This is a genomic window from Pseudomonas sp. JY-Q, assembly GCF_001655295.1.
GTDB lineage: Bacteria > Pseudomonadota > Gammaproteobacteria > Pseudomonadales > Pseudomonadaceae > Aquipseudomonas > Aquipseudomonas alloputida.
Genome location: NZ_CP011525.1, coordinates 4856564 through 4875925 on the forward strand (window position 1 = coordinate 4856564; position 19362 = coordinate 4875925).

At 63.0% G+C, this 19362-nt stretch carries 19 protein-coding genes; 12 read left to right on the plus strand and 7 right to left on the minus strand.

From position 1 onward, the window contains the following. Positions 1–60: 60 nt before the first annotated feature. Positions 61–525, plus strand: a complete 465-nt coding sequence (locus tag AA098_RS21825; protein ID WP_003254890.1) for a CopD family protein — start codon at positions 61–63, stop codon at positions 523–525. Positions 526–647: 122 nt separating this feature from the next. Here the strand turns inward: AA098_RS21825 and AA098_RS21830 are convergent, their stop codons facing one another. The 3 genes from AA098_RS21830 to AA098_RS21840 form a co-directional block, all read right to left on the minus strand. Further along, positions 648–923, minus strand: a complete 276-nt coding sequence (locus AA098_RS21830; protein WP_003254892.1) for a DUF1145 domain-containing protein — start codon at positions 921–923, stop codon at positions 648–650. Between the two features lie 98 nt (positions 924–1021). Then, positions 1022–1741 carry an OmpA family protein gene (locus AA098_RS21835; protein WP_064614996.1) on the minus strand — a complete coding sequence of 240 codons (720 nt, stop codon included), beginning with the start codon at positions 1739–1741 and terminating at the stop codon, positions 1022–1024. Positions 1742–1830: 89 nt separating this feature from the next. Further along, positions 1831–2523, minus strand: coding sequence for an OmpA family protein (locus tag AA098_RS21840; protein ID WP_003254894.1), 693 nt, complete (start codon positions 2521–2523; stop codon positions 1831–1833). A 159-nt stretch (positions 2524–2682) separates the two neighbouring features. Here AA098_RS21840 and AA098_RS21845 point away from each other — a divergent pair, with 159 nt between their 5' ends. Genes AA098_RS21845 through AA098_RS21860 form a run of 4 tightly spaced genes read left to right on the plus strand, consistent with a single transcriptional unit; the run spans position 2683 to position 4337 of the window. Then, a complete protein-coding gene (locus AA098_RS21845) occupies positions 2683–3177 on the plus strand; it encodes a DUF6231 family protein (RefSeq protein ID WP_004576211.1) in 495 nt (164 codons plus the stop codon). 2 nt (positions 3178–3179) lie between these two features. Further along, positions 3180–3656 (plus strand): YchJ family protein, encoded by a 477-nt coding sequence (locus tag AA098_RS21850; RefSeq protein ID WP_004576212.1) that lies wholly within the window; start codon positions 3180–3182, stop codon positions 3654–3656. A 2-nt stretch (positions 3657–3658) separates the two neighbouring features. Further along, a complete protein-coding gene (locus AA098_RS21855) occupies positions 3659–4132 on the plus strand; it encodes an LEA type 2 family protein (RefSeq protein WP_003254899.1) in 474 nt (157 codons plus the stop codon). Between the two features lie 7 nt (positions 4133–4139). Next, positions 4140–4337 (plus strand): SEC-C metal-binding domain-containing protein, encoded by a 198-nt coding sequence (locus tag AA098_RS21860; protein ID WP_003254900.1) that lies wholly within the window; start codon positions 4140–4142, stop codon positions 4335–4337. 167 nt (positions 4338–4504) lie between these two features. Here AA098_RS21860 and AA098_RS21865 read toward each other — a convergent pair whose 3' ends face one another. The 4 genes from AA098_RS21865 to AA098_RS21880 are packed head-to-tail and all read right to left on the minus strand — an operon-like array spanning position 4505 to position 8110. Next, positions 4505–5407 (minus strand): pyridoxal-phosphate dependent enzyme, encoded by a 903-nt coding sequence (locus tag AA098_RS21865; protein ID WP_004576214.1) that lies wholly within the window; start codon positions 5405–5407, stop codon positions 4505–4507. Next, entirely contained in the window at positions 5404–6615 is a 1212-nt protein-coding gene (locus tag AA098_RS21870) for an MFS transporter (RefSeq protein ID WP_019750615.1), read from the minus strand. Before AA098_RS21870 ends, AA098_RS21865 begins: the two co-directional genes overlap by 4 nt. Then, positions 6612–7400, minus strand: a complete 789-nt coding sequence (locus AA098_RS21875) for an alanyl-tRNA editing protein (RefSeq protein ID WP_004576216.1) — start codon at positions 7398–7400, stop codon at positions 6612–6614. Before AA098_RS21875 ends, AA098_RS21870 begins: the two co-directional genes overlap by 4 nt. Continuing rightward, the gene (locus AA098_RS21880) at positions 7397–8110 is read right to left on the minus strand and encodes a serine O-acetyltransferase (protein ID WP_003254905.1); all 714 of its coding nucleotides are present in this window, start codon (positions 8108–8110) and stop codon (positions 7397–7399) included. Before AA098_RS21880 ends, AA098_RS21875 begins: the two co-directional genes overlap by 4 nt. A 172-nt stretch (positions 8111–8282) precedes the next feature. Between AA098_RS21880 and AA098_RS21885 the strand changes: the two genes are divergently transcribed. The 7 genes from AA098_RS21885 (at position 8283) to pdeM (ending at position 19360) form a co-directional block, all read left to right on the plus strand. Further along, a complete protein-coding gene (locus AA098_RS21885) occupies positions 8283–9623 on the plus strand; it encodes a PLP-dependent aminotransferase family protein (protein ID WP_012051411.1) in 1341 nt (446 codons plus the stop codon). A gap of 103 nt (positions 9624–9726) precedes the next feature. Next, positions 9727–12168: a penicillin acylase family protein gene (locus AA098_RS21890; RefSeq protein WP_064614997.1), complete on the plus strand. Its 2442-nt coding sequence runs from the start codon at positions 9727–9729 to the stop codon at positions 12166–12168. A 126-nt stretch (positions 12169–12294) separates the two neighbouring features. Further along, on the plus strand, positions 12295–13311 hold the full coding sequence (locus AA098_RS21895; RefSeq protein ID WP_064614998.1) for a ligase-associated DNA damage response exonuclease: 1017 nt from the start codon (positions 12295–12297) through the stop codon (positions 13309–13311). Then, positions 13308–14966 carry an ATP-dependent DNA ligase gene (locus tag AA098_RS21900; protein WP_054889545.1) on the plus strand — a complete coding sequence of 553 codons (1659 nt, stop codon included), beginning with the start codon at positions 13308–13310 and terminating at the stop codon, positions 14964–14966. The genes AA098_RS21895 and AA098_RS21900 overlap by 4 nt, the downstream gene beginning before the upstream one ends. Before the next feature lie 113 nt (positions 14967–15079). Then, positions 15080–16195 carry a succinylglutamate desuccinylase/aspartoacylase family protein gene (locus AA098_RS21905; RefSeq protein ID WP_004576221.1) on the plus strand — a complete coding sequence of 372 codons (1116 nt, stop codon included), beginning with the start codon at positions 15080–15082 and terminating at the stop codon, positions 16193–16195. A 67-nt stretch (positions 16196–16262) separates the two neighbouring features. After that, positions 16263–18713 carry a ligase-associated DNA damage response DEXH box helicase gene (locus AA098_RS21910; RefSeq protein WP_064614999.1) on the plus strand — a complete coding sequence of 817 codons (2451 nt, stop codon included), beginning with the start codon at positions 16263–16265 and terminating at the stop codon, positions 18711–18713. Continuing rightward, positions 18710–19360 (plus strand): ligase-associated DNA damage response endonuclease PdeM, encoded by a 651-nt coding sequence (gene pdeM / locus AA098_RS21915; protein WP_003254916.1) that lies wholly within the window; start codon positions 18710–18712, stop codon positions 19358–19360. Before AA098_RS21910 ends, pdeM begins: the two co-directional genes overlap by 4 nt. Positions 19361–19362: the final 2 nt, after the last annotated feature.

The following is a 19362-nucleotide window of genomic DNA, read 5'->3' on the forward strand; positions in this document are numbered from 1 at the left end:
GTTTCGCATGGGGCGGCTATCATACCCCGCTATTGCCCTTTCTGCCGCATGGAGATCCGAATGCTCGCCTTTGCCCTGCCCTACACCCTGCATGTTCTGGCCGCACTCGTATGGGTCGGCGGCATGTTCTTCGCCTGGCTGGTGCTGCGCCCGGCAACGGTTGCAGCCCTTGAAGGGCCTGCCCGCCTGCGCTTGTGGGTGGAAGTTTTCCGACGCTTCTTCGGCTGGGTCTGGCTGGCGGTGGCGATTTTGGCGATAAGTGGTATCGGCATGTTGCACATGCGCTTCAGCGGTTTCGAGACGGCGCCCCGGTACGTGCACGTGATGATCGGTGGCGGGATCGCCATGTTTGCCTTGTTCATGCGCATTCAGGCGTTGCTGCTGCCGGAATTGAAGGCAGCGGTGCAGGCCGAGGACTGGCCGACGGGTGCGGCGGTACTGGGGCGCATTCGGCGGATGGTGGGGATCAATCTGCTGCTGGGGCTGGCAGTGGTTGCGGTGGCCAGTTCGCGACTGGTCATCTGACAGGCGCTGCGTGCAACCTGCAGCGAAGCCGGTGCCACGGTGCATGGCGCCGGCGTTGCCGGTGTTCGTGGGCAAGCCCGCTCCGGCAAGGGATCGCAGTGAGCATCAGAGGCGCTGCAAGATCAGTTCACCCGCGGCGCCTCCCGCGGACGGGGAATGGACATGACATGGAAGATACCCGTCAGCAGGATTTGCAAACGGTCAAACCAGCGGTGACTGCGCCCGCGCAGGCTGCGATTGAAAAACAGCACTTCTAGCAGGTGCAGGCCAAACAAGACGATGCCTGCGGCATTGATCAGCAGATTGAAGGGCAAGGGTTGTGGCATCAGCTGATTGAACAGCACCACCCCCCAGAAAGCGACCGTCAGGACCTTGCCCAGGCCCAGGATGAACTTCATACCACGCCCCTATAGAGAGTTGTCATGTCGAGGTGGCCTGATCGAGCAAACCGTGCGAACAACATTAACGGCAATGCCAAGACAGGCACCAGCACCACTCAGTTGAGGTGCAACTCCACCCGTCGGTTACGCGCGCGGCCCTCCTCGGTTTCGTTGTCGGTAACCGGCTCGCTTTCCCCACGGCCCTGGCTGGTGACCTTGCCCATCTCCAGGCCCTGGCCGATCAGGTACTCGGCAACGCTGCTGGCGCGGCGTTCGGAAAGTGCCTGGTTGTAGCTGTCGGAGCCCACACCATCGGTGTGCCCGATCACACGGACCTTGGTCACCGTCGGTGAATTGAGTTTCGCCACCAGGCCTTGCAGGCGTTGCTGGGCCGCCGGCGTCAGTTCGGCGGAGTCGAAGGCGAACATCACCGCGCCGTTGTCATCGAGGGTGATCACCTCTGGCGAGGGTTCGGGTGCACTGGCAGGTGGCGCGGCCGGGTACTGTTTCAGTGGGCAGCCCATGTGATCGACCGCCGTGTTGGCCGGGGTCTCGGGGCAGTGATCGCGCCGGTCGAAAATGCCGTCACCATCTTCGTCACCGTCCTGGGCGTAACAAATCAGCCCGCCGGCGATGGCGCCCAAGGCGCCGCCACCGGCAGCCCAGGAAGAACTCTCGATGGCACCAAGGCCACCACCGACCAAGCCGCCCAGCAGGCTACAGATGGGCCAGGTCCTTTGATTGAGGGGCGCGCTGCCATCGCTGTGCGTAGCGCAGCCCGTGAGCAGGCTGGCAGCCACCAACAGCGGCAAAGCCGCCTTCGACGTCACACTCATGCTGAATGCTCCTGTGTCATTGGCCACAAACGGCTGGCCGGCATGAAGACGCGCCCGTGCCACTGCTCGAGGCACGGGCGCCCGCCGTCTTACCGCTGGATCTTGATCTCGGTACGACGGTTCATGGCACGCCCTTCGGCCGTGGCGTTGTCTGCCACCGGCTGGGTTTCACCCGCGCCGACCACCGAAACGAAGCTGCTGCGCGGTACACCGCTCTCGACCAGGTAATCGGTCACCGAATGGGCACGTCGCTCGGACAGTTTCTGGTTGTAGCTGTCGGAACCGACGCTGTCGGTATGGCCGCTGACGCTAAGGCGGGCAGAGGGCGCTTCCTGTTTCAGGCGCGTGGCAATGGTATTGAGGCGCTCTTTGTCACTGGCCGTCAGGCGCGCAGAATCGAACTCGAAGTGCACATCGCGGATGACAATGACTTCTTCCTTCTGCACCACCACTTCTTCGACCACCGCAACCGGCTCAGGCGGGCATCCGTTGGCATCGACCTGCACACCACGCGGGGTGCCAGGGCACTTGTCACGGCTGTCGGGCACGCCGTCGCCATCCTCGTCGCCATCGCCATGGGCCCAGCAATAGCCCGCCGCCAGGCCACCGCCCAGCAACGCACCCCAGCCAGCCCAGCTGGAACTTTCGATGGCGCCCAGGGCGGCGCCGCCTACACCCCCGACGGCGGCACATTTCGGCCAGTCGGTTTTTTGCAAACCTGCACAACCAGTCAACACACTGGTGAGCAGTACCAGGGGTATCGCTGTGCGTACTATGCTCATTTCATTGCTTCTCCTAGGGGGAATCGGCATAAGGCCGATCTCTGGGAGTAAAGACCGCGCATTCCAACCCTGCCAGCAATAAGCTACGACACGGTCACATGCCCCTTTGCCCGCACGCCGCAGCCCGCTAGTCTTGGATGACTTGAACGAGGAATGGCAATGACCGAAGGTTTCTCCAAACGCACCCCGCAACAGGCCCTGGCAGCCCTGCTCGAGCGCTTCACTCCACAACGGCTGCTGCTGGTGGGTACGCGCTTCCCAGCGCTGGACGCTTTCGCCCAGGCACACCCCCAGGTAACCATCGACACCGCCGCCCCCGGGCCGCTGCCGGCTGAACTGGCCGCCAAGCGCTTTGACCTGGCGGTACTGGTGGACTGCCTGGAGCACTTGCCCAAGCGCACCGGCCTGGAGCTGCTCGGCGGCATTCGCAACCTCAATGCCAGCCGGGTTGCAGTGCTGGCCGACCTGGCTGCCTGCGGCTGGCAGGACACCGACTTTTTCGCCCTGGCCATGTCGGCCAGCGAGAAATTCTGCCGTGAGCAACAGGTTTTGAACCTGTTCACCTATGATCTACATGACTATAAGCAGGTCCCGGACTGGCTCAATGCCAGGTTCTGGGCCAACCCTGAAAACTTCGGCAAGTACTGGTGGTGATGATGAGTGTCTCGGTCTGCCCTTGTGGCAGTGGCAACCTGCTTGACGCCTGCTGCGGGCATTACCATGCCGGTACTCCGGCACCGGATGCCCAGGCCCTGATGCGCTCACGCTACAGTGCCTACGTGCTGGGCCTGGTCGACTACCTGGTAGCCACCACCCTACCGGCCCAGCAAGCCGGCCTGGACCGTGCTGCCATGGCCGACTGGAGTGCACAGAGCACCTGGCTGGGCCTGGAGGTGGTAAGCGCAGAAGTGCTGGGCGGCCAACCCGAGCACAGCTTCGTCACCTTCACCGCACGCTGGCACGACCAAGACGGCGATCATCAGCACCGCGAACGCTCGGCGTTCGTCCAGCATGCCGGCCGCTGGTACTTCATCGACCCAACGGTCGGGTTGAAGGCCGGGCGCAACGACCCCTGCCCCTGCGCCAGCGGGCACAAATTCAAGAAATGCTGCGCCAGCTACGTAGGGAACTGAACATGATCAAGCGCACCCGTCTGCTACTGCTCGGTGCGCTACTGGCATGGCTGACGGGCTGTGCCAGTTGGGGTGAGGACTGGCGCGAACCCGAAGTGCATCTGGTCGAGGTCGAAACGGTCAAGGCCAGGTTGCTGGAACAGGAGTTCGTGTTGCACCTGCGGGTCGACAACCCCAATGACAGCCGCCTGTTCATTCGTAACGTGTCGTATGCAATACGCCTCAATGACCTGCTACTGGTGCAGGATGAAGCCAGCATATGGCGCAGCGTGGGCGGGCATGCAGGGCGCACTTTCAAGATCACCGCACGAACCAACCTGTGGCAGCACCTGAAGCCACTGGCCAAGCTGCTCAGAAGCAAGCAGCCGCTGCATTACACCCTGCAGGGCGAACTGGCGACCGGATTGCTCATCCATCAGGACCTGCACATCTCGCGCAGTGGTGAGATAATCCCCGGCGATCACATACCGGAGTAACCCTGCAATGTCCCAACAACCCCACGTTCATGGCCCTGACTGCAACCATGACCATGATCACCACCACGACCACGGCCATGTACACGGCCCGCACTGCAACCACGGCCACCAGGAGCCGGTGCGCAACGCCCTGAAGGACGTTGGCCGTAACGACCCGTGCCCGTGCGGTAGCGAAAAGAAGTACAAGAAGTGCCACGGCGCCTGATCGACTGACGCGATTCAACATCTGAGCGATTGCGCGATCACTGTGGGAGCGGGCGCGCCCGCGAACACGGGCGAAGCCCGTGCCATACACCGCGTCGCATGCTTCGCGTGCTTGCCCGCTCCCCAGGTAGCGTGCCAGCCTCTGGATCATGAGCCTGACACAGGAGGCTACGCGGCCTTTCGCCGGTTAGCCCCCAGCAGATCCTGGTACCAAAGGCCGGCATCATAGGCGATGGTCACCAGGGTGGTCTCGACATACCGCGGGTGCTGGGCCATGCGCTGGGCAACCGCCAGGCAGGCAGCGGCTGTATTACCGACAAAAATGCCACTCTGCATGTAGAACCAGCGCTGTGCGGCGAGCATTTCTGCATGTTGCACCTGAGCCCGCTCGTCCACCAGCGACCAGTCCATGAACGGCGGGCAAACGCCCACGGCCATGCCTTCAAAACGATGATCGGCGAACACGCCAGCCCTCGAATCACAGCCATTGGGGTCGACCAGCACCGTCGACACGTCGAAGCCATGGTCTTTCAGCCCCAGGGTGATACCCGTGAAACTGGCGCCAGTACCCGCACAGCCCACGAACAGGATCTGCCGCCCTGCCCCGGCGTTGGTCAGTTGCAGGGCCAGTTCACTGGCGGTCTGATAACGATGGGCCTCGATGCCCACCGGGTTGTTGAACTGGTCGGTGTAGAAGTATGACTTACCCAACGCGGCCTGGTTATCCAGGTGATGCATCACCACGTCCTTGGGCGTGGCACCGGCCATCAGCATTTCCTTGCCGATCAGCCGAGCACCGAAACACTCCAGCAGATCCCGCTTCGTCTGGCTGAAACTCAGCCCGACCGCCAGCTCTACGGCGACCTGGTACTTGTGGCAGGCCGCCAGCAAGCCAAAGCCGAAGCTGCCACCGGTTTTTTCGATGACGGTCGTCACTCCGGGAATGATGTCACCCTTGCGCACGGCATGTTCGATGATCCGCCGCGCCGCCCGGTATTTGTGGCTACCGCCCGGGTTGTTCATTTCCAGCTTGGTGTAGATACGATCGCTGACACTGATGAGCTCGCTCATTTGCGGCTACCTTCCATTGACGTTTGCAGGCAGGCCTTGTTCTGCAGCAGGCTGGCGGTGGCAACCAGCAGCCCCAGGCAGAGGACCATGCAGATGGCGTTGGTACCGTCCCAGCCAACCGAGCTCAGCAACAACGAGGGGCTGAATGCGCCGAGGGTGGCAAAAATGGCAATCGCCAGGTCGTTCTTGCCCTGCATCTGCATCGCTGCCGGGCTGTTCTGCAGTGACTGGGCCAGCAAGGCACCTCCGCCTACGTAAGTGAGGTTCCAGCCCAGCCCGAGGGCAATCAGTGCCAAGGTCATCATGGCGTAGCTGTGCGACCAGATATTCATCGCCGAGCAACCGATCAACAGGGCCAGGCCCGCACAAATGGTGGTCTTGATACCCAGCCGCTGGATGATGGCGCCGGTGAAGAACGACGGGGCAAACATGGCAATCACATGCCACTGGATCGCCAGGCGGACGTCAGTGAAGTCCTCGTGCATATGTTTCATGTGCATCGAGGCCTGGATCATCAGCAGGTTCATGATCCCGTAGCCCAACGCAGCGACAGCCATTGCCACAACCACGCTCGGGCCTGCCGGCTCGGCACGGACACTGGCCGGCTTTGCTGCGCTGTTGACCGCGCTGGCCATACCGGCATCGTTGGGCAGGCAAAGCGCAATCAACAATGAAAGCAACGCCAGGCCGACAAACGCGGCATAACACAGCGAAAACAGTGGGTAGCCACCCACGTCACGCAGCCACTCGGTAAGCGTCGGCCCGACGACAGCCGCGATGACCCCGCCCGCTACGACCAGCGAAAGTGCCTTGGGCTTCAAGGCCTGGGAAAGATTGTCGGTTGCCGCGAACCGGTTGAAGTTGGCGAACGCGATGTACACACCCAATGCAGAGTGGCTGAGGACCAGCGTTGGAAAATGCTGGTGCTCCACCGCCAGAAAGCCGCTGACGCCAGACAGCGCCAGGGGAATCGCGCCCAGCATGAACGCCTTTTTACGGCCGATGCGGCTCATCAGCCTGGAGACCGGATAAGTTGCCAACATCAGGCACAGAAACTGGAACCCGTACGGCACCGTGGACCATGCGGCATCAGGCGCCAGCGCAGCCCCGACAATGGCGGCCATCGTCACCGACATCACGGCAGTCGTCAGGTTGATCGACTGTGCGGTGAAGTACAGGTACGTGCGCCGCGGTAACGTGCTGTTCATAGTGCGTGCTCGTGATAAGTGGACAAGTCGATTTCGGCCTCGGGGAACACGCAGATCAGCCGTTCCTTGCCTTTACCCAGGCGTTTGCGCTTGACGCTAAGGCGCCCGATGCGCCGAGGCGAATCGAGGTGCGTACCACCGCACGGGATTTCGATGCCGTCGTAGGTCCACAAACGCGCGTCTTCCAGGCCTTGAACCGCGTAGTGCTCGATCGGCGCATCGCAGCCAATCAGTTCATTCGCCCGTCGTTCTATTTCAAGTACGTCTTCAGCCGTGAAAGCGTCCTCGACCAGGAAGTCGAAACGGGCCGTGTCCTCCTTGATATGGCAGCCGATCGTCCATTGCTTCAGTTCTTCACGCAGCCCGATGGCGGCGGCATACAGGAAGTGGCTGGCACTGTGAGACAACGTCAGCCGTTCGCGCCGTTCAATATCGATAGTGACGCGGGCCGGCATGCCCACGGTGACTTCATCCAACAGGTGTAAATCATCCGGGTGCAGGCTGTGAATAATAATGCCGCCCAGTTTTCCGCCTTTGAAACCGTCCAGGCGAATAGGGCTACCGTAGAGTTTTTTAACCCAGACGAATCGCACGGTACCCACCGGTAATTCAATGGTGCCGAAGTCCGCTTCCTGGCCCCCCCCTTCTGGATAGGCCACCGTACTCAGCAACTCGATGCCGTCACTGTGCACCCGCGCTACTTGCGTATTCGCGCCCGCCAGGTACTGGTCTTTGTAATACAGTTTTTCGGTATTTCTTAAAACTTCATAGTTCAGAGCGTTCATGATTCCAATACCACCTGCAATGATGTTTTAACCTGTACCCGGGCAGCGGCCGGGACGTCTTTGGTCACAATGCAGCCCGGCCCGATAAACGCACCGTCACCGACATGAATTGCGCCCAGCACACTGGCGAAAGCGCCGATCTGCACCCGGTTACCCAACGTCGGGTGCCTGGGGCTCGAGGGGTTGTCACTGATACCGCGGGCGCCCAGGGTTACGCCGCCAAGCACGTAGCAATCGTCACCAATGGTCGACGTTTCACCAATGACGGTGCCCATGCCGTGATCGATGATGAAGCGCGCACCAATGCGGCTGCGGAAATGGATCTCCGCCCCCGAAAGCATTTTTCCGCGCCTGGAGATCATGGCGGCCAGGCATTGACCGCCGGCGCCGTAGGTCGCGGCGCTATTGTTGTAGATCCAATGGGCCAGCCGATAATGCAAAACCGCAGAATAAGAGGTGTAGGTTTTTGCAATGAAGACCAGGTCGCGGCCGGCAGCCGGATCTTTCATGGCAAATGCCTGTAAATCGGCATGTGCCTGTTCAGTCACACGTTCAATGACCGGTGTTTCTTTCAGTGCTTCGAACTCGACGATTGAACAACACTCCAATAACGCCGAGGTCACAAGATTCTTTACAACTTTGAATGACTCCAGTTCGTCAGGGACAGGAAGCCTGGCAATGACGGCTGATTGCATGTCCATAGGGTGCATGGGCTTGATATCCAGTTGTCTGGTCTGCACAGACGCTAAAAGTGCCTCCTTTGTTGGCAGCCGAAAGTTCCGACACGGGGATATTGGCATGTGCTGGCCATTTGCAAACGAACAGTCGACAAGCATTTCCGTTAACTGTTAGGCTTTTTTTTCTAACGGTTTCGGACCTGCCATGATCCCCTGCAGCCTTCATCACCTTTTGAAACAACGCCTGGATGCAGGCGAGTGGTTGCCCGGGCAACGCATGCCCTCCATCCGCAAGCTGACCGCTGCAGTGGACTTCAGTTACCACGACGTCGTGTCGGCCTATGCCCAGCTGGTCAGCGAAGGGGTATTGACGGCATCACCTGGGCGAGGCTACTTCGTGGCAAACCGCGCCAGGCAGACCAGCGTGATCCACGAACCCGAATGCATGGCCGGCGACCCCCTGTTCCGGCTGCTGCAGGGCGGCCAGCACTTCACCAAGCTGGGCAGCGGCTGGCTGCCCCCCGCGTGGCGCGACACCGAACTGCTGGCCAAGGCAATTCGTCGCACGGCGCGGCTGGAGCAAAGCTCGCTGGCAGAGTACGGCGACATCCAGGGGTACCTGCCCATGCGCAAACAGCTGTGCGTGCACATGAAACGGCTGACCCGTGTCGAAGCCCGGCCCAACCAGTTGCTGACCACACTGGGTGCCACGCAAGGCCTGGACCTGGTTGCACGGTTGCTGATCAAACCGGGCGACCACGTTTTCGTCGACGAGCCGGGCAACGGCAACCTGATCAAGCTGATCCAACTGGCTGGCGGGCACGTCGTCGGCATTCGGCGGACCCAGGACGGGCCAGATGTGGAAGAAATGAGAAGCCACCTGGCCAGGCACAAGGTCAAGGCGTTTTTCTGCAACAGCACCTTCCACAACCCGACCGGCAGCAACATCAGCCCGCACAACGCCTTCAGCGTCCTGCGCCTGGCGGTGGAGCACGAGTTCTTCGTGGTCGAGGACGATGTCTATGGGGACTTCAGCCCTGCTGTGCGCCAGACCTTTGCCGAGCTGGACAACCTTGACCGGGTTATCTACATCGGCAGCTTCTCCAAATGCCTGTCGGCCTCGCTGCGCGTGGGGTTCATTGCCTGCTCGCAAGACCTGATCGAACCGCTCACACGCCTTAAACTGCTGACCTGCGTCGCCGTCCCTGCGTTTTGCGAACGCTTCGTCAACACCATATTGTCGGATGGCACGTATGCCCGGCACATGAAAGACGTGCAGCAGCGCCTGATCCGCCAGCAAGTGCAAACCCAACGCTTGCTGCTCGAGCGCGGCTGGCAGTTCGATATAGCGCCGCAAGGGGGTATGTTCCTTTGGGTCTACCACCCGGACCTGCCCGACCTGCAACCTTTCATGCGTAAACTGGAGCAACACAAGATCCTGCTGATGCCGGGCTCTGCATTCGCGGTGAGCCGTGACTACCAACGCTACACGCGCATCAATTGCACGCATTTTTCCGACGCCTTGGCCGAGCACTTCGAGGTTTGACCCGGCGCGATCAAATAAACCGACCTGGGACCTTGCATGGCGCCTGCGCGCTTACTACCTTAGCGCCTTTCCAAACCAGCCTCGCCTTGCAGGAGCCCTTGCCATGGCCGCCCCCGCCTTTCCTCCCTTCCGCCTGCGGTTTGCAACCGCTGCCACCCTGCTCGGCATGCTCGGGCTGGCCGGCTGCCAGACGGGCGGCTACCAGGATAGCGTGCCACCGACCAGCGGCGTGCAGCCGCTCAAAGGCCTGGCACAGAATGTTTCGGTACGGCGCAATGCCATGGGCGCGCCGCTGATCGAAAGCAGCAGCTTCCATGATGCGCTGTTCAGCCTGGGCTATGTGCACGCCGGCGACCGCATCGAACAGATGGTCGCCATGCGCCTGCTCGCCCAAGGCCGTCTGGCCGAACTGGCCGGCAGCGAGGCGCTGGATATCGACCGCCTCATGCGCGCCGCCAACCTCAAGCAAAGTGCCGCCCAGCAATACGCCGACGCATCGCCACGGCTCAAGCGCTTCTTCGAAGTGTACGCGCGCGGGGTCAACGCCTACCTGTTCCGCTACCGCGACAAGCTGCCAGCAGGCCTGGCCAGTAGTGGCTATCGCCCCGAATACTGGAAGCCTGAAGACTCGGCGCTGATCTTCTGCCTGTACGCGTTCAGCCAGTCGGTCAACCTGCAAGAGGAACTCAGCGCCCTGACCCTGGCGCAGAAAGCCGGTAGCGACAAGCTGGCCTGGTTGCTGCCCGGGGCCCCGGACGAGCCGCTGGCCGAAATGGAAGTGGACAAGCTCAAGGGCCTGAACCTGGCCAGCCAGTTGCCGGGGCTGCCAGCCCTGGCAGCTGCCAGCCAGAAGCTCGCCGACCTCGACCTGCTCGGTAGCCCGGGGTCGGCCAACCTGGCCCTGGGCCCGCAGCGCAGCCGCAGCGGCAAGAGCCTGCTGGCCAGCGACAGCCGCGCCGCCTGGGCCTTGAGCCCGGTACAAATCAATACCAGCAAGTACCAGGTTGCCGGCCTGTCCTTGCCGGGCCTGCCAATTGTGCTGGCCGGCTACAATGGCAAGCTGGCCTGGAGCAGCAGCGCGGTCATGGCCGACAATCAGGACCTGTTCCTCGAGCGGCTGCGCCGCCAAGGCAATCAGCTGAGCTACCTGGCCGATGGTAAATGGCTGCCGGCCCGCGCCCGCAGCGAAACCTACTTTGTACGTGGCCAGCGACCCGTGCGCGAAGTGATGTACGACACCCGCCACGGCACCCTGCTGGCCCAGCCAGAAAACGCCAGCCTGGGCCTGGCGCTGAACCTGCCCCAATTCAAAGGTGATCGCAGCCTGGATGCTCTGTTCGACCTGACGCGGGCCAAGAACGTGGAGCGGGCCTTCGACAGCACACGTGAAGTGACGGCTGCTGCCGTCAACTTTGTTTTCGCCGAGCCTGAGCACATCGGCTGGCAAGTCAGTGGCCGCTACCCCAATCGCCGCGAAGGCCAGGGCCTGCTGCCCTCGCCGGGCTGGGACGGGCGTTACGACTGGGACGGCTATGCCGACCCGATGCTGCACCCGTACGACCAGGACCCGCCCGCAGGCTGGATCGGCCACGCCAACCAGCGCAGCCTGCCGCGCGGCTATGGCATGCAGCTGTCCAGCACCTGGTACTACCCCGAACGTGCCGAACGCCTGGCACAGCTGGCCGGCAACGGTCGCCACGACAGTCGCAGCCTGATGGCCCTGCAGAACGACCAAGTGACCCTGCTGGCCAACAAGCTCAAGCAGATGTTCGACGCACCCGGCATGGCCCAGCCACTGAAGCAGGCGATCGACGCCCTCCCCGCCGGGCAGCGCGACAAGGCCCGCGACACGCTGGCCCGGCTCAAGGCCTTCGATGGCCGCCTGAGCCCGGTGTCGGCCGATGCCGCGCTGTACGAGTTGTTCTTGCAGGAGGTCGCTCGCCAGACCTTCCTCGATGACCTGGGCCCGGAGGCCGGCCCGGCGTGGCAGGCATTCGTCAGCAATGCACGTTTGTCGTTCTCGGCGCAGGCCGATCATCTGCTGGGCCGCGATGACAGCCCCTTCTGGGATGACCGCAACACGCCGCAAAAAGAAGACAAGCCCGCCATCCTCGCCCGCAGCCTGGCGGGCGCAATGGAGGCCGGGATCGCGCAGCTGGGTGCCGACCGACGCACCTGGCAGTGGGGCCAGCTGCACCAGTACCGCTGGCCGGCACCGGCCTACCATGGCCTGGGTGATGCGATCAGCCGTGCGCCGCTTGCCGCAGGCGGCGACTTCACTACCCTGGCCCTCACACCATTCGCCTGGGGCAGCGACTTCGACACGCATCTGCCAGCCTCGGCACGGATGATCGTCGACTTCGGCCAGGCCGAACCGTTGCAGATACTGACCAGCAGCGGCCAGTCCGGCAACCCGGCCAGCGCGCATTACCGCGACGGGCTGGATGCCTGGTTCAAAGGGCGCTTCATGAGCCTGCCACTGCAACAGCAGAACTTCGGCAGGGCGTATGGCAACCAGCGGCTTACATTGGTACCGGGGCGGTAACGGCATTCTTCAGAGGTGCATGAGGGGGCTTGATGAAGTTTTTCAGCAGCGCCCTCCCAAATCCATCCGAACTAACGTCTGGCACCATGCCTCTTAACGGGTAACCCCAGAACCAGTGCCCGTGCCATGGACCTTGTCATCGCCCGCCCCGAAGGCCTGTACTGCCCGCCCGGAGATTTCTACATCGACCCCTGGCGGCCCGTGGACCGGGCTGTCATTACCCACGGCCACGGCGACCACGCACGCAGCGGCAATGGCCATTATCTGACCGCCAGCCCCGGTGCCGGCATTCTGCGCAGCCGCCTGGGCCAGGACATCCATTTGCAGACCCTGCCCTACGGTGAGCGCCTGCTGCACCAAGGCGTGACGTTGAGCCTGCACCCGGCCGGGCACGTGCTGGGTTCGGCACAGGTGCGCCTGGAGTATCGAGGTGAAGTCTGGGTTGCATCCGGTGACTACAAGGTAGAACCCGATGGCACCTGTACACCCTTCGAACCGGTGGCGTGCCACACCTTCATCACCGAGTCGACCTTCGGCCTGCCGATCTACCGCTGGCCAAGCCAAAGTGAGATCTTCGCCAGCATCAATGCCTGGTGGCGGGCCAACCGTGAACAGGGCAAGGCCAGCGTGCTGTTCTGCTATGCCTTCGGAAAGGCCCAGCGGATTCTGCATGGGCTGGATGCCAGCATCGGCCCGATCCTCGTGCATGGCGCCATGGAGCCGCTCAACCGGGTGTATCGGAATGCCGGTATCCGCCTGCCGGAAACCCGCTACGCAGGCGATATACCGCGCAACGATCCTCTGCTGCGCCAGGCACTGGTCCTGGCGCCCCCATCAGCCGGCGGAAGTAGCTGGATGCGCCGTTTTGGCGATTACAGTGATGCCTTCGCCAGCGGCTGGATGCTGCTACGCGGCGCCCGCCGACGGCGCGGCGTGGACCGGGGCTTTGTGCTGTCCGACCACGCCGACTGGCCCGGCCTGCTCTGGGCCATTGGCCAGACCGGTGCCCAACGGGTGATGGTCACTCACGGCTCGGTCGAGGTACTGGTGCGCTACCTCACCGAACAAGGCCTGGATGCCCGCGCCTTTGTCACCGAGTATGGCGACGAAGACGATGTGCCCAACACCGCCCCCTCGCCATGAAAGCCTTCGCTACGCTGTTCCTGCGCCTGGACGCGACCACCTCCAGCAATGCCAAGCTCGAGGCACTGCGCGACTACTTTGACATGGCGCCCGCCGACGATGCTGCCTGGGCGGTGTATTTCCTGGCCGGCGGGCGCCCACGCCAACTGGTGCCCACCCGCCTTCTACGCGAACTGGCAACGGCACTGGCTGGCCTGCCCGACTGGCTTTTCGAAGAAAGCTATCAGGCCGTGGGTGACCTGGCCGAGACCATTTCGCTGCTGCTGCCGCTGCACGCCGATGGCAACGAGGAAGGCCTGGCCACCTGGGTGGAACAGCACTTGCTGCCCCTGCGCGGGCTGCCGCCTGAGCAAGTCCGCCAGCGCCTGCCGCCGCTCTGGGCCCGGCTGGACCGCGCCAGCCTGATGCTATGCCTGAAACTGATCACTGGCAGCTTTCGCGTGGGCGTGTCAAAGCTGTTGGTCACCCGCGCCCTGGCGCAACTGGCCGGGCTGGACGCCAAACGCGTGGCCCAGCGCCTGGTCGGCTACACCGATATAGGCCATCGCCCCACCGCAGCCAGTTACCAGAGGCTGATCGCCCCAGAGTCCGCCGATGAACACAACCAGCGTGGCGGCCAGCCCTACCCCTTCTTCCTGGCCCATCCGCTGCAAGTGTCCAGCGATCAATTCGATACCCTGCTCGGGCCACCAAGCGATTGGCAAATCGAATGGAAGTGGGACGGCATTCGGGCGCAAGTGGTGAAGCGCGATGGCCAGCTGTGGGTGTGGTCACGCGGCGAAGAACTGGTTACCGAGCGTTTCCCCGAACTGCATGGCCTGGCACAGACGTTGCCCGATGGCGTGGTGCTCGATGGCGAGATTCTGGTCTGGAAACCCGGTGAAACCGAGACGGAACTGGCCGTGCAGCCTTTCGCCTTGCTGCAACAGCGCATCGGTCGCAAAACGCTGGGCAAAAAGCTGCTGAACGATGCGCCGGTGGTGTTGCAGGCCTACGACCTGTTGGAGTGGCAGGGCGATGACTGGCGCAGCCGACCGCAGCACGAACGCCGAAGCCAGCTGGAACGCCTGGTGGATGAACACCCACTTGCCCCCGTGCTGTTGTCGCCTTTGCTGCAAGGCCCGGACTGGGCCGACCTTGCCCGCCAGCGCGAACAGTCACGCAGCCTGGGCGTGGAAGGGCTGATGCTGAAGCAGCGCGAGGCCCTGTACGGCGTGGGGCGCACCAAGGACATGGGCATTTGGTGGAAGTGGAAGATCGACCCGTTCAGCGTCGATGCGGTGCTGATCTATGCCCAACGCGGCCACGGCCGCAGGGCCAGTCTGTACAGCGACTACACCTTTGCCGTATGGGATGCACCGGCAGGTACCCCTGGTCGGGCGTTGGTGCCCTTTGCCAAGGCCTATTCAGGGCTCAGTGACGAAGAAATGCGCAAGGTCGACGCCATCATCCGCAAGACCACGGTGGAAACGTTCGGGCCGGTGCGCAGTGTGACCCCAACGTTGGTGTTCGAGCTGGGCTTCGAAGGCATCGCCCTGTCCCGGCGCCACAAAAGCGGTATCGCCGTGCGCTTTCCGCGCATGCTGCGCTGGCGGCTGGACAAGCCGGTGGAGGAGGCAGATGACCTGGCCACCTTGCAGGCGCTACTGGCCTGAAAAAGTTTGCGATGCCCGACTGCTGCAGGATGAGGCGCATTCGCTGAAACTATGCTTCTATTTTTGAGCCGACCCGTGTCGCAGACCGTTTTCGCCACGCAGCCAGGACCAACATGCACCATTCAACCCATGACCTGCTCTCCCCCGTACCGGGCATCACCCGCCAACTGCACAGTTTCCACTTCGGCCCTCGCAGTGGTGGCAAAGTCTATATACAGGCCTCACTGCACGCCGACGAGCTACCGGGCATGCTGGTAGCCTGGCACCTCAAGCGCCGTCTGGTCGAGCTGGAACAGCAAGGCCGACTGCAGCGCGAGATCATTCTGGTGCCGGTGGCCAACCCGGTGGGCCTGGAGCAAGTGCTGCTGGATGCGCCATTGGGGCGTTTTGAACTGCAAAGCGGCGAGAACTTCAATCGCAACTTCGTCGACCTGTCGGACAGCATCGGCGACCTGATCGAAGAACACCTCACCCAGGACCCGACGCACAACCTTGCACTGATCCGCGAATACCTGCGCCGCGGCCTGGACGCACACCCGGCCCGCACACCCCTGCAGGCCCAGCGCCTGATACTGCAGCGCCTGGCCTGCGATGCCGATATGGTGCTGGACCTGCACTGCGACTTCGAAGCAGTCGAGCACCTGTACACCACACCCGATGCCTGGCCCCAGATCGAACCCTTGGCCCGTTACCTGGGCGCCCAGGCCAGCCTGCTGGCAACGGACTCGGGCGGGCAGTCGTTCGATGAATGTTTCAGCCTGGTCTGGTGGCAATTGCAGCAACGTTTCGGCAAACGCTTCCCGATTCCGCTGGGCTGCTGCTCGGTCACCGTCGAGCTGCGTGGCCAGGCGGATGTCAGCCATGATCTGGCCAGCAAGGACTGCCAGGCGATCCTTGACTTCCTGACCCATGCAGGTGTCATCGAAGGCACCAGCGCCGCTCTGCCCGCGCTGTTACGCCACGCCACGCCGTTGGCCGCGGTGGAACCCGTGGCAACGCCACTGGGTGGGTTGCTGGTTTACCACGCCAAACCGGGCCAGCACCTGGAGGCCGGCCAACTGATTGCCGAAGTCATCGACCCGCTCAGTGACCGAGTCACCGCCCTGCGCAACCGCCAGCCAGGCCTGCTGTATGCGCGTAGCGTACGGCGCATGGCCACGGCTGGCATGGTCATCGCCCATGTGGCCGGCGAACAGGTATGCCGCAGCGGCTACCTGTTGGCCAATTGATCCGGTAAAACCATTGCAGCCGGCAAGTGGTCTGTAGAAGCACAGCCTTCGGAGGGCCACCTGCCTCATGCCTGCTGCTACCGACCTCGCCAATGCCTGGTTTGCCAAGCGCGGCTGGAAGCCCTTCGCTTTCCAACGGCGCGTATGGGCTGCCGTCGAACGGGGCGAGTCCGGTTTGCTGCATGCCAGTACCGGTGCCGGCAAGACCTATGCGGTCTGGCTCGCTGCACTACGTGCGTTCAAGCCCAGGCCCCAAAGCCGCCAGTTGGCCCCCATACAGGTGGTGTGGGTGACGCCCATGCGTGCCCTGGCCGCCGACACCGCACGTGCGTTGCAAGCGCCGCTTGATGAGCTCCAGCTGCCTTGGAGCGTAGGGGTGCGCAGCGGCGACACCAACAGTGCCGAGCGCGCCCGACAGGCCCGGCGGCTACCCAGTGTGCTGATCACCACCCCCGAAAGCCTGACCCTGCTGCTGACCCGGGCACAGGCACATGAGGATTTCGCCACGCTGCAACTGGTGGTAGTGGATGAATGGCACGAGCTGCTTGGCAACAAGCGCGGGGTACAACTGCAGCTGGCCTTGGCGCGCCTGCGGCATTGGCACCCAGGCCTACCGACCTGGGGCTTGTCGGCAACGCTCGGCAACCTGCAACACGCACGGGATGTCTTGCTGCCTCAAGGCGGCCTGCTGGTACAAGGCCGGCAAGACAAGGCACTGCAAGTCGACACCCTGCTGCCAGCAGCGATCGAGCGCTTCCCTTGGGCTGGACACATGGGCCTGAAGATGCTCGACCAGGTCAGTCATGAGATCGACGCCAGTGCCAGTAGCCTGGTGTTCACCAACACCCGTGCCCAGGCAGAAATCTGGTATCAGGCCCTGCTTGAGGCCCGCCCGGACTGGGCCGGGCTGATCGCCCTGCACCACGCCTCGCTGGCCCGTGATACCCGCGACTGGGTCGAGCGCAGCCTCAAGCAAGGCAGCCTCAAGGCGGTGATCTGCACCTCCAGCCTGGACCTGGGCGTGGACTTTCTGCCCGTGGAACGGGTGCTGCAAATCGGCTCGGCCAAGGGCATCGCCCGCCTGATGCAGCGGGCGGGTCGCTCAGGACACGCGCCTGGGCGACGCTCCAGGGTCACCCTGGTGCCCACCCATAGCCTGGAACTGGTGGAAGCGGCGGCGGCCCGGCAGGCGCTGATAGCCGGCCACATCGAAGCCCGCTTTTCACCGCGCCTGTGCATGGACGTGCTGGTACAGCATCTGGTCAGCATGGCCTTGGGCAGCGGTTTTCGCCCGGAGCAACTGCTCGCCGAAGTGCGAAGCACCTGGGCCTTTCGCCAGTTGCGCGACAGCCAATGGCAATGGGCGCTGGACTTCGTCTGCCAAGGCGGCAGCTCACTGACCGCCTATCCGGACTACCAGCGCGTCGAGCGCCAGGCCGACGGTGTTTATCGGGTTACCAGCGAACGCTTGGCACGGCGCCACCGCATGGGCATCGGCACTATCGTCAGCGATGCCAACCTGCAACTGAAATACTGGAGCAAGGGCGGCGGCGGGAAAACGCTGGGCAGTGTTGAAGAAGCGTTCATCGCCCGCCTGCGCCCCGGCGATACGCTGGTATTTGCCGGGCGGGTACTGGAGCTGGTGCGCGTGGAAAACATGACGGCCTATGTGCGTCGCAGCACGGCGCGAAAGGCTGCGGTAGCGCGCTGGAACGGCGGGCGCATGCCGCTCTCGAGCGAACTGGCCGAGGCGCTGGTCGAGCAGCTCGATGCTGCCGCCCATGAACGCTTTGACGGGCCGGAAATGCGGGCAGTACGCCCGCTGCTTGCGCTTCAGGCGCAGTGGTCAGCCTTACCCACCACAGGCACACTGCTGGCCGAGACCTTCAAATCCCGCCAGGGCTGGCACCTGTTCCTGTATCCCTTTGCCGGGCGCATGGCCAACCTGGGCTTGGCCAATCTGATTGCCTGGCGGGTTAGCCGCGCACAACCACTGTCGGTATCGATTGCCGTCAATGACTACGGATTCGAACTCCTCAGCCCTGCCCAGGTGGACTGGGCCAGGCACTTGCCACAAGCGCTCGGCACCACGGACCTGCTGGAAGATGTGCTGGCCAGCCTGAATGCCGGGGAAATGGCACTGCGGCGCTTTCGCGAAATTGCCCAGATTGCCGGGCTGGTGTTTGGTGGCTATCCCGCCGCGCAGAAGAGCACGCGGCAAATCCAGGCCTCCAGCGGGCTGTTCTATGAGGTGTTTCGCAAGCATGACGCGGGGAATTTGCTGCTTGGCCAGGCGCGGGATGAAGTCTTGAGCGAAGAGCTGGAAATCGAACGGCTGCATCGGCAACTGCTAAAAATGAGTGAGTTGCAACTGGACCTGCGGGCGTTGGAGCGGCCAGGGCCACTGGCGTTTGCCTTGTTGGTGGAAGGCATGCGCGAGACATTGAGCACCGAGAAGCTGGCAGACCGCATTGCGCGGATGGTGGCGGAACTGGAACAAGCGGCGAACGCGGGATGAATTACCAACCCATCGAACACCGGGGGCAGGCGCTCTGGCTGCTTGCCGACAAAGCCATCTACTGGCCCGCCCGCCGCGCCTTGCTGGTGGCTGACGTGCACATCGGAAAGGCCGCCAGCTACCGCGCCCTGCATCAACCGGTGCCACGTGGAACGACTGAGGCGACACTCGCCAGGCTCGATCGCCTGCTGGCCGCACAGGACTGTGAGCAACTGATCATCCTGGGCGACTTTCTGCATGCCCGCGCGGCCCGAGCACCGGCAACGCTGGCCAAAGTGGATGATTGGCGCAAGCGGCACAATGAACTGAAAATAGTGCTGATACGCGGCAATCATGACCGCAACGCCGGCGATCCACCCGCCTCGCTCGATATTCAGGTCGTGGACGAGCCTTGGGTTCTGGAGCCCTTTGCCCTGCAGCACGAGCCGCAGCCCCACCACACACACCCGGTACTGGCGGGCCACGTACACCCCGTCTTCGTCCTGCGCGGCAAGGCCCGTCAGCGCTTGCGCCTGCCTTGCTTCGTGATCGATGAGCAAGTCAGCCTGCTACCTGCATTCGGTGAGTTCACCGGAGGATGGGAAATCACCCCCGCCAGCGCCAGCCGGCTGTACCTGGTTGGCGCTGACCGCGTCTGGCCGCTTTAGCG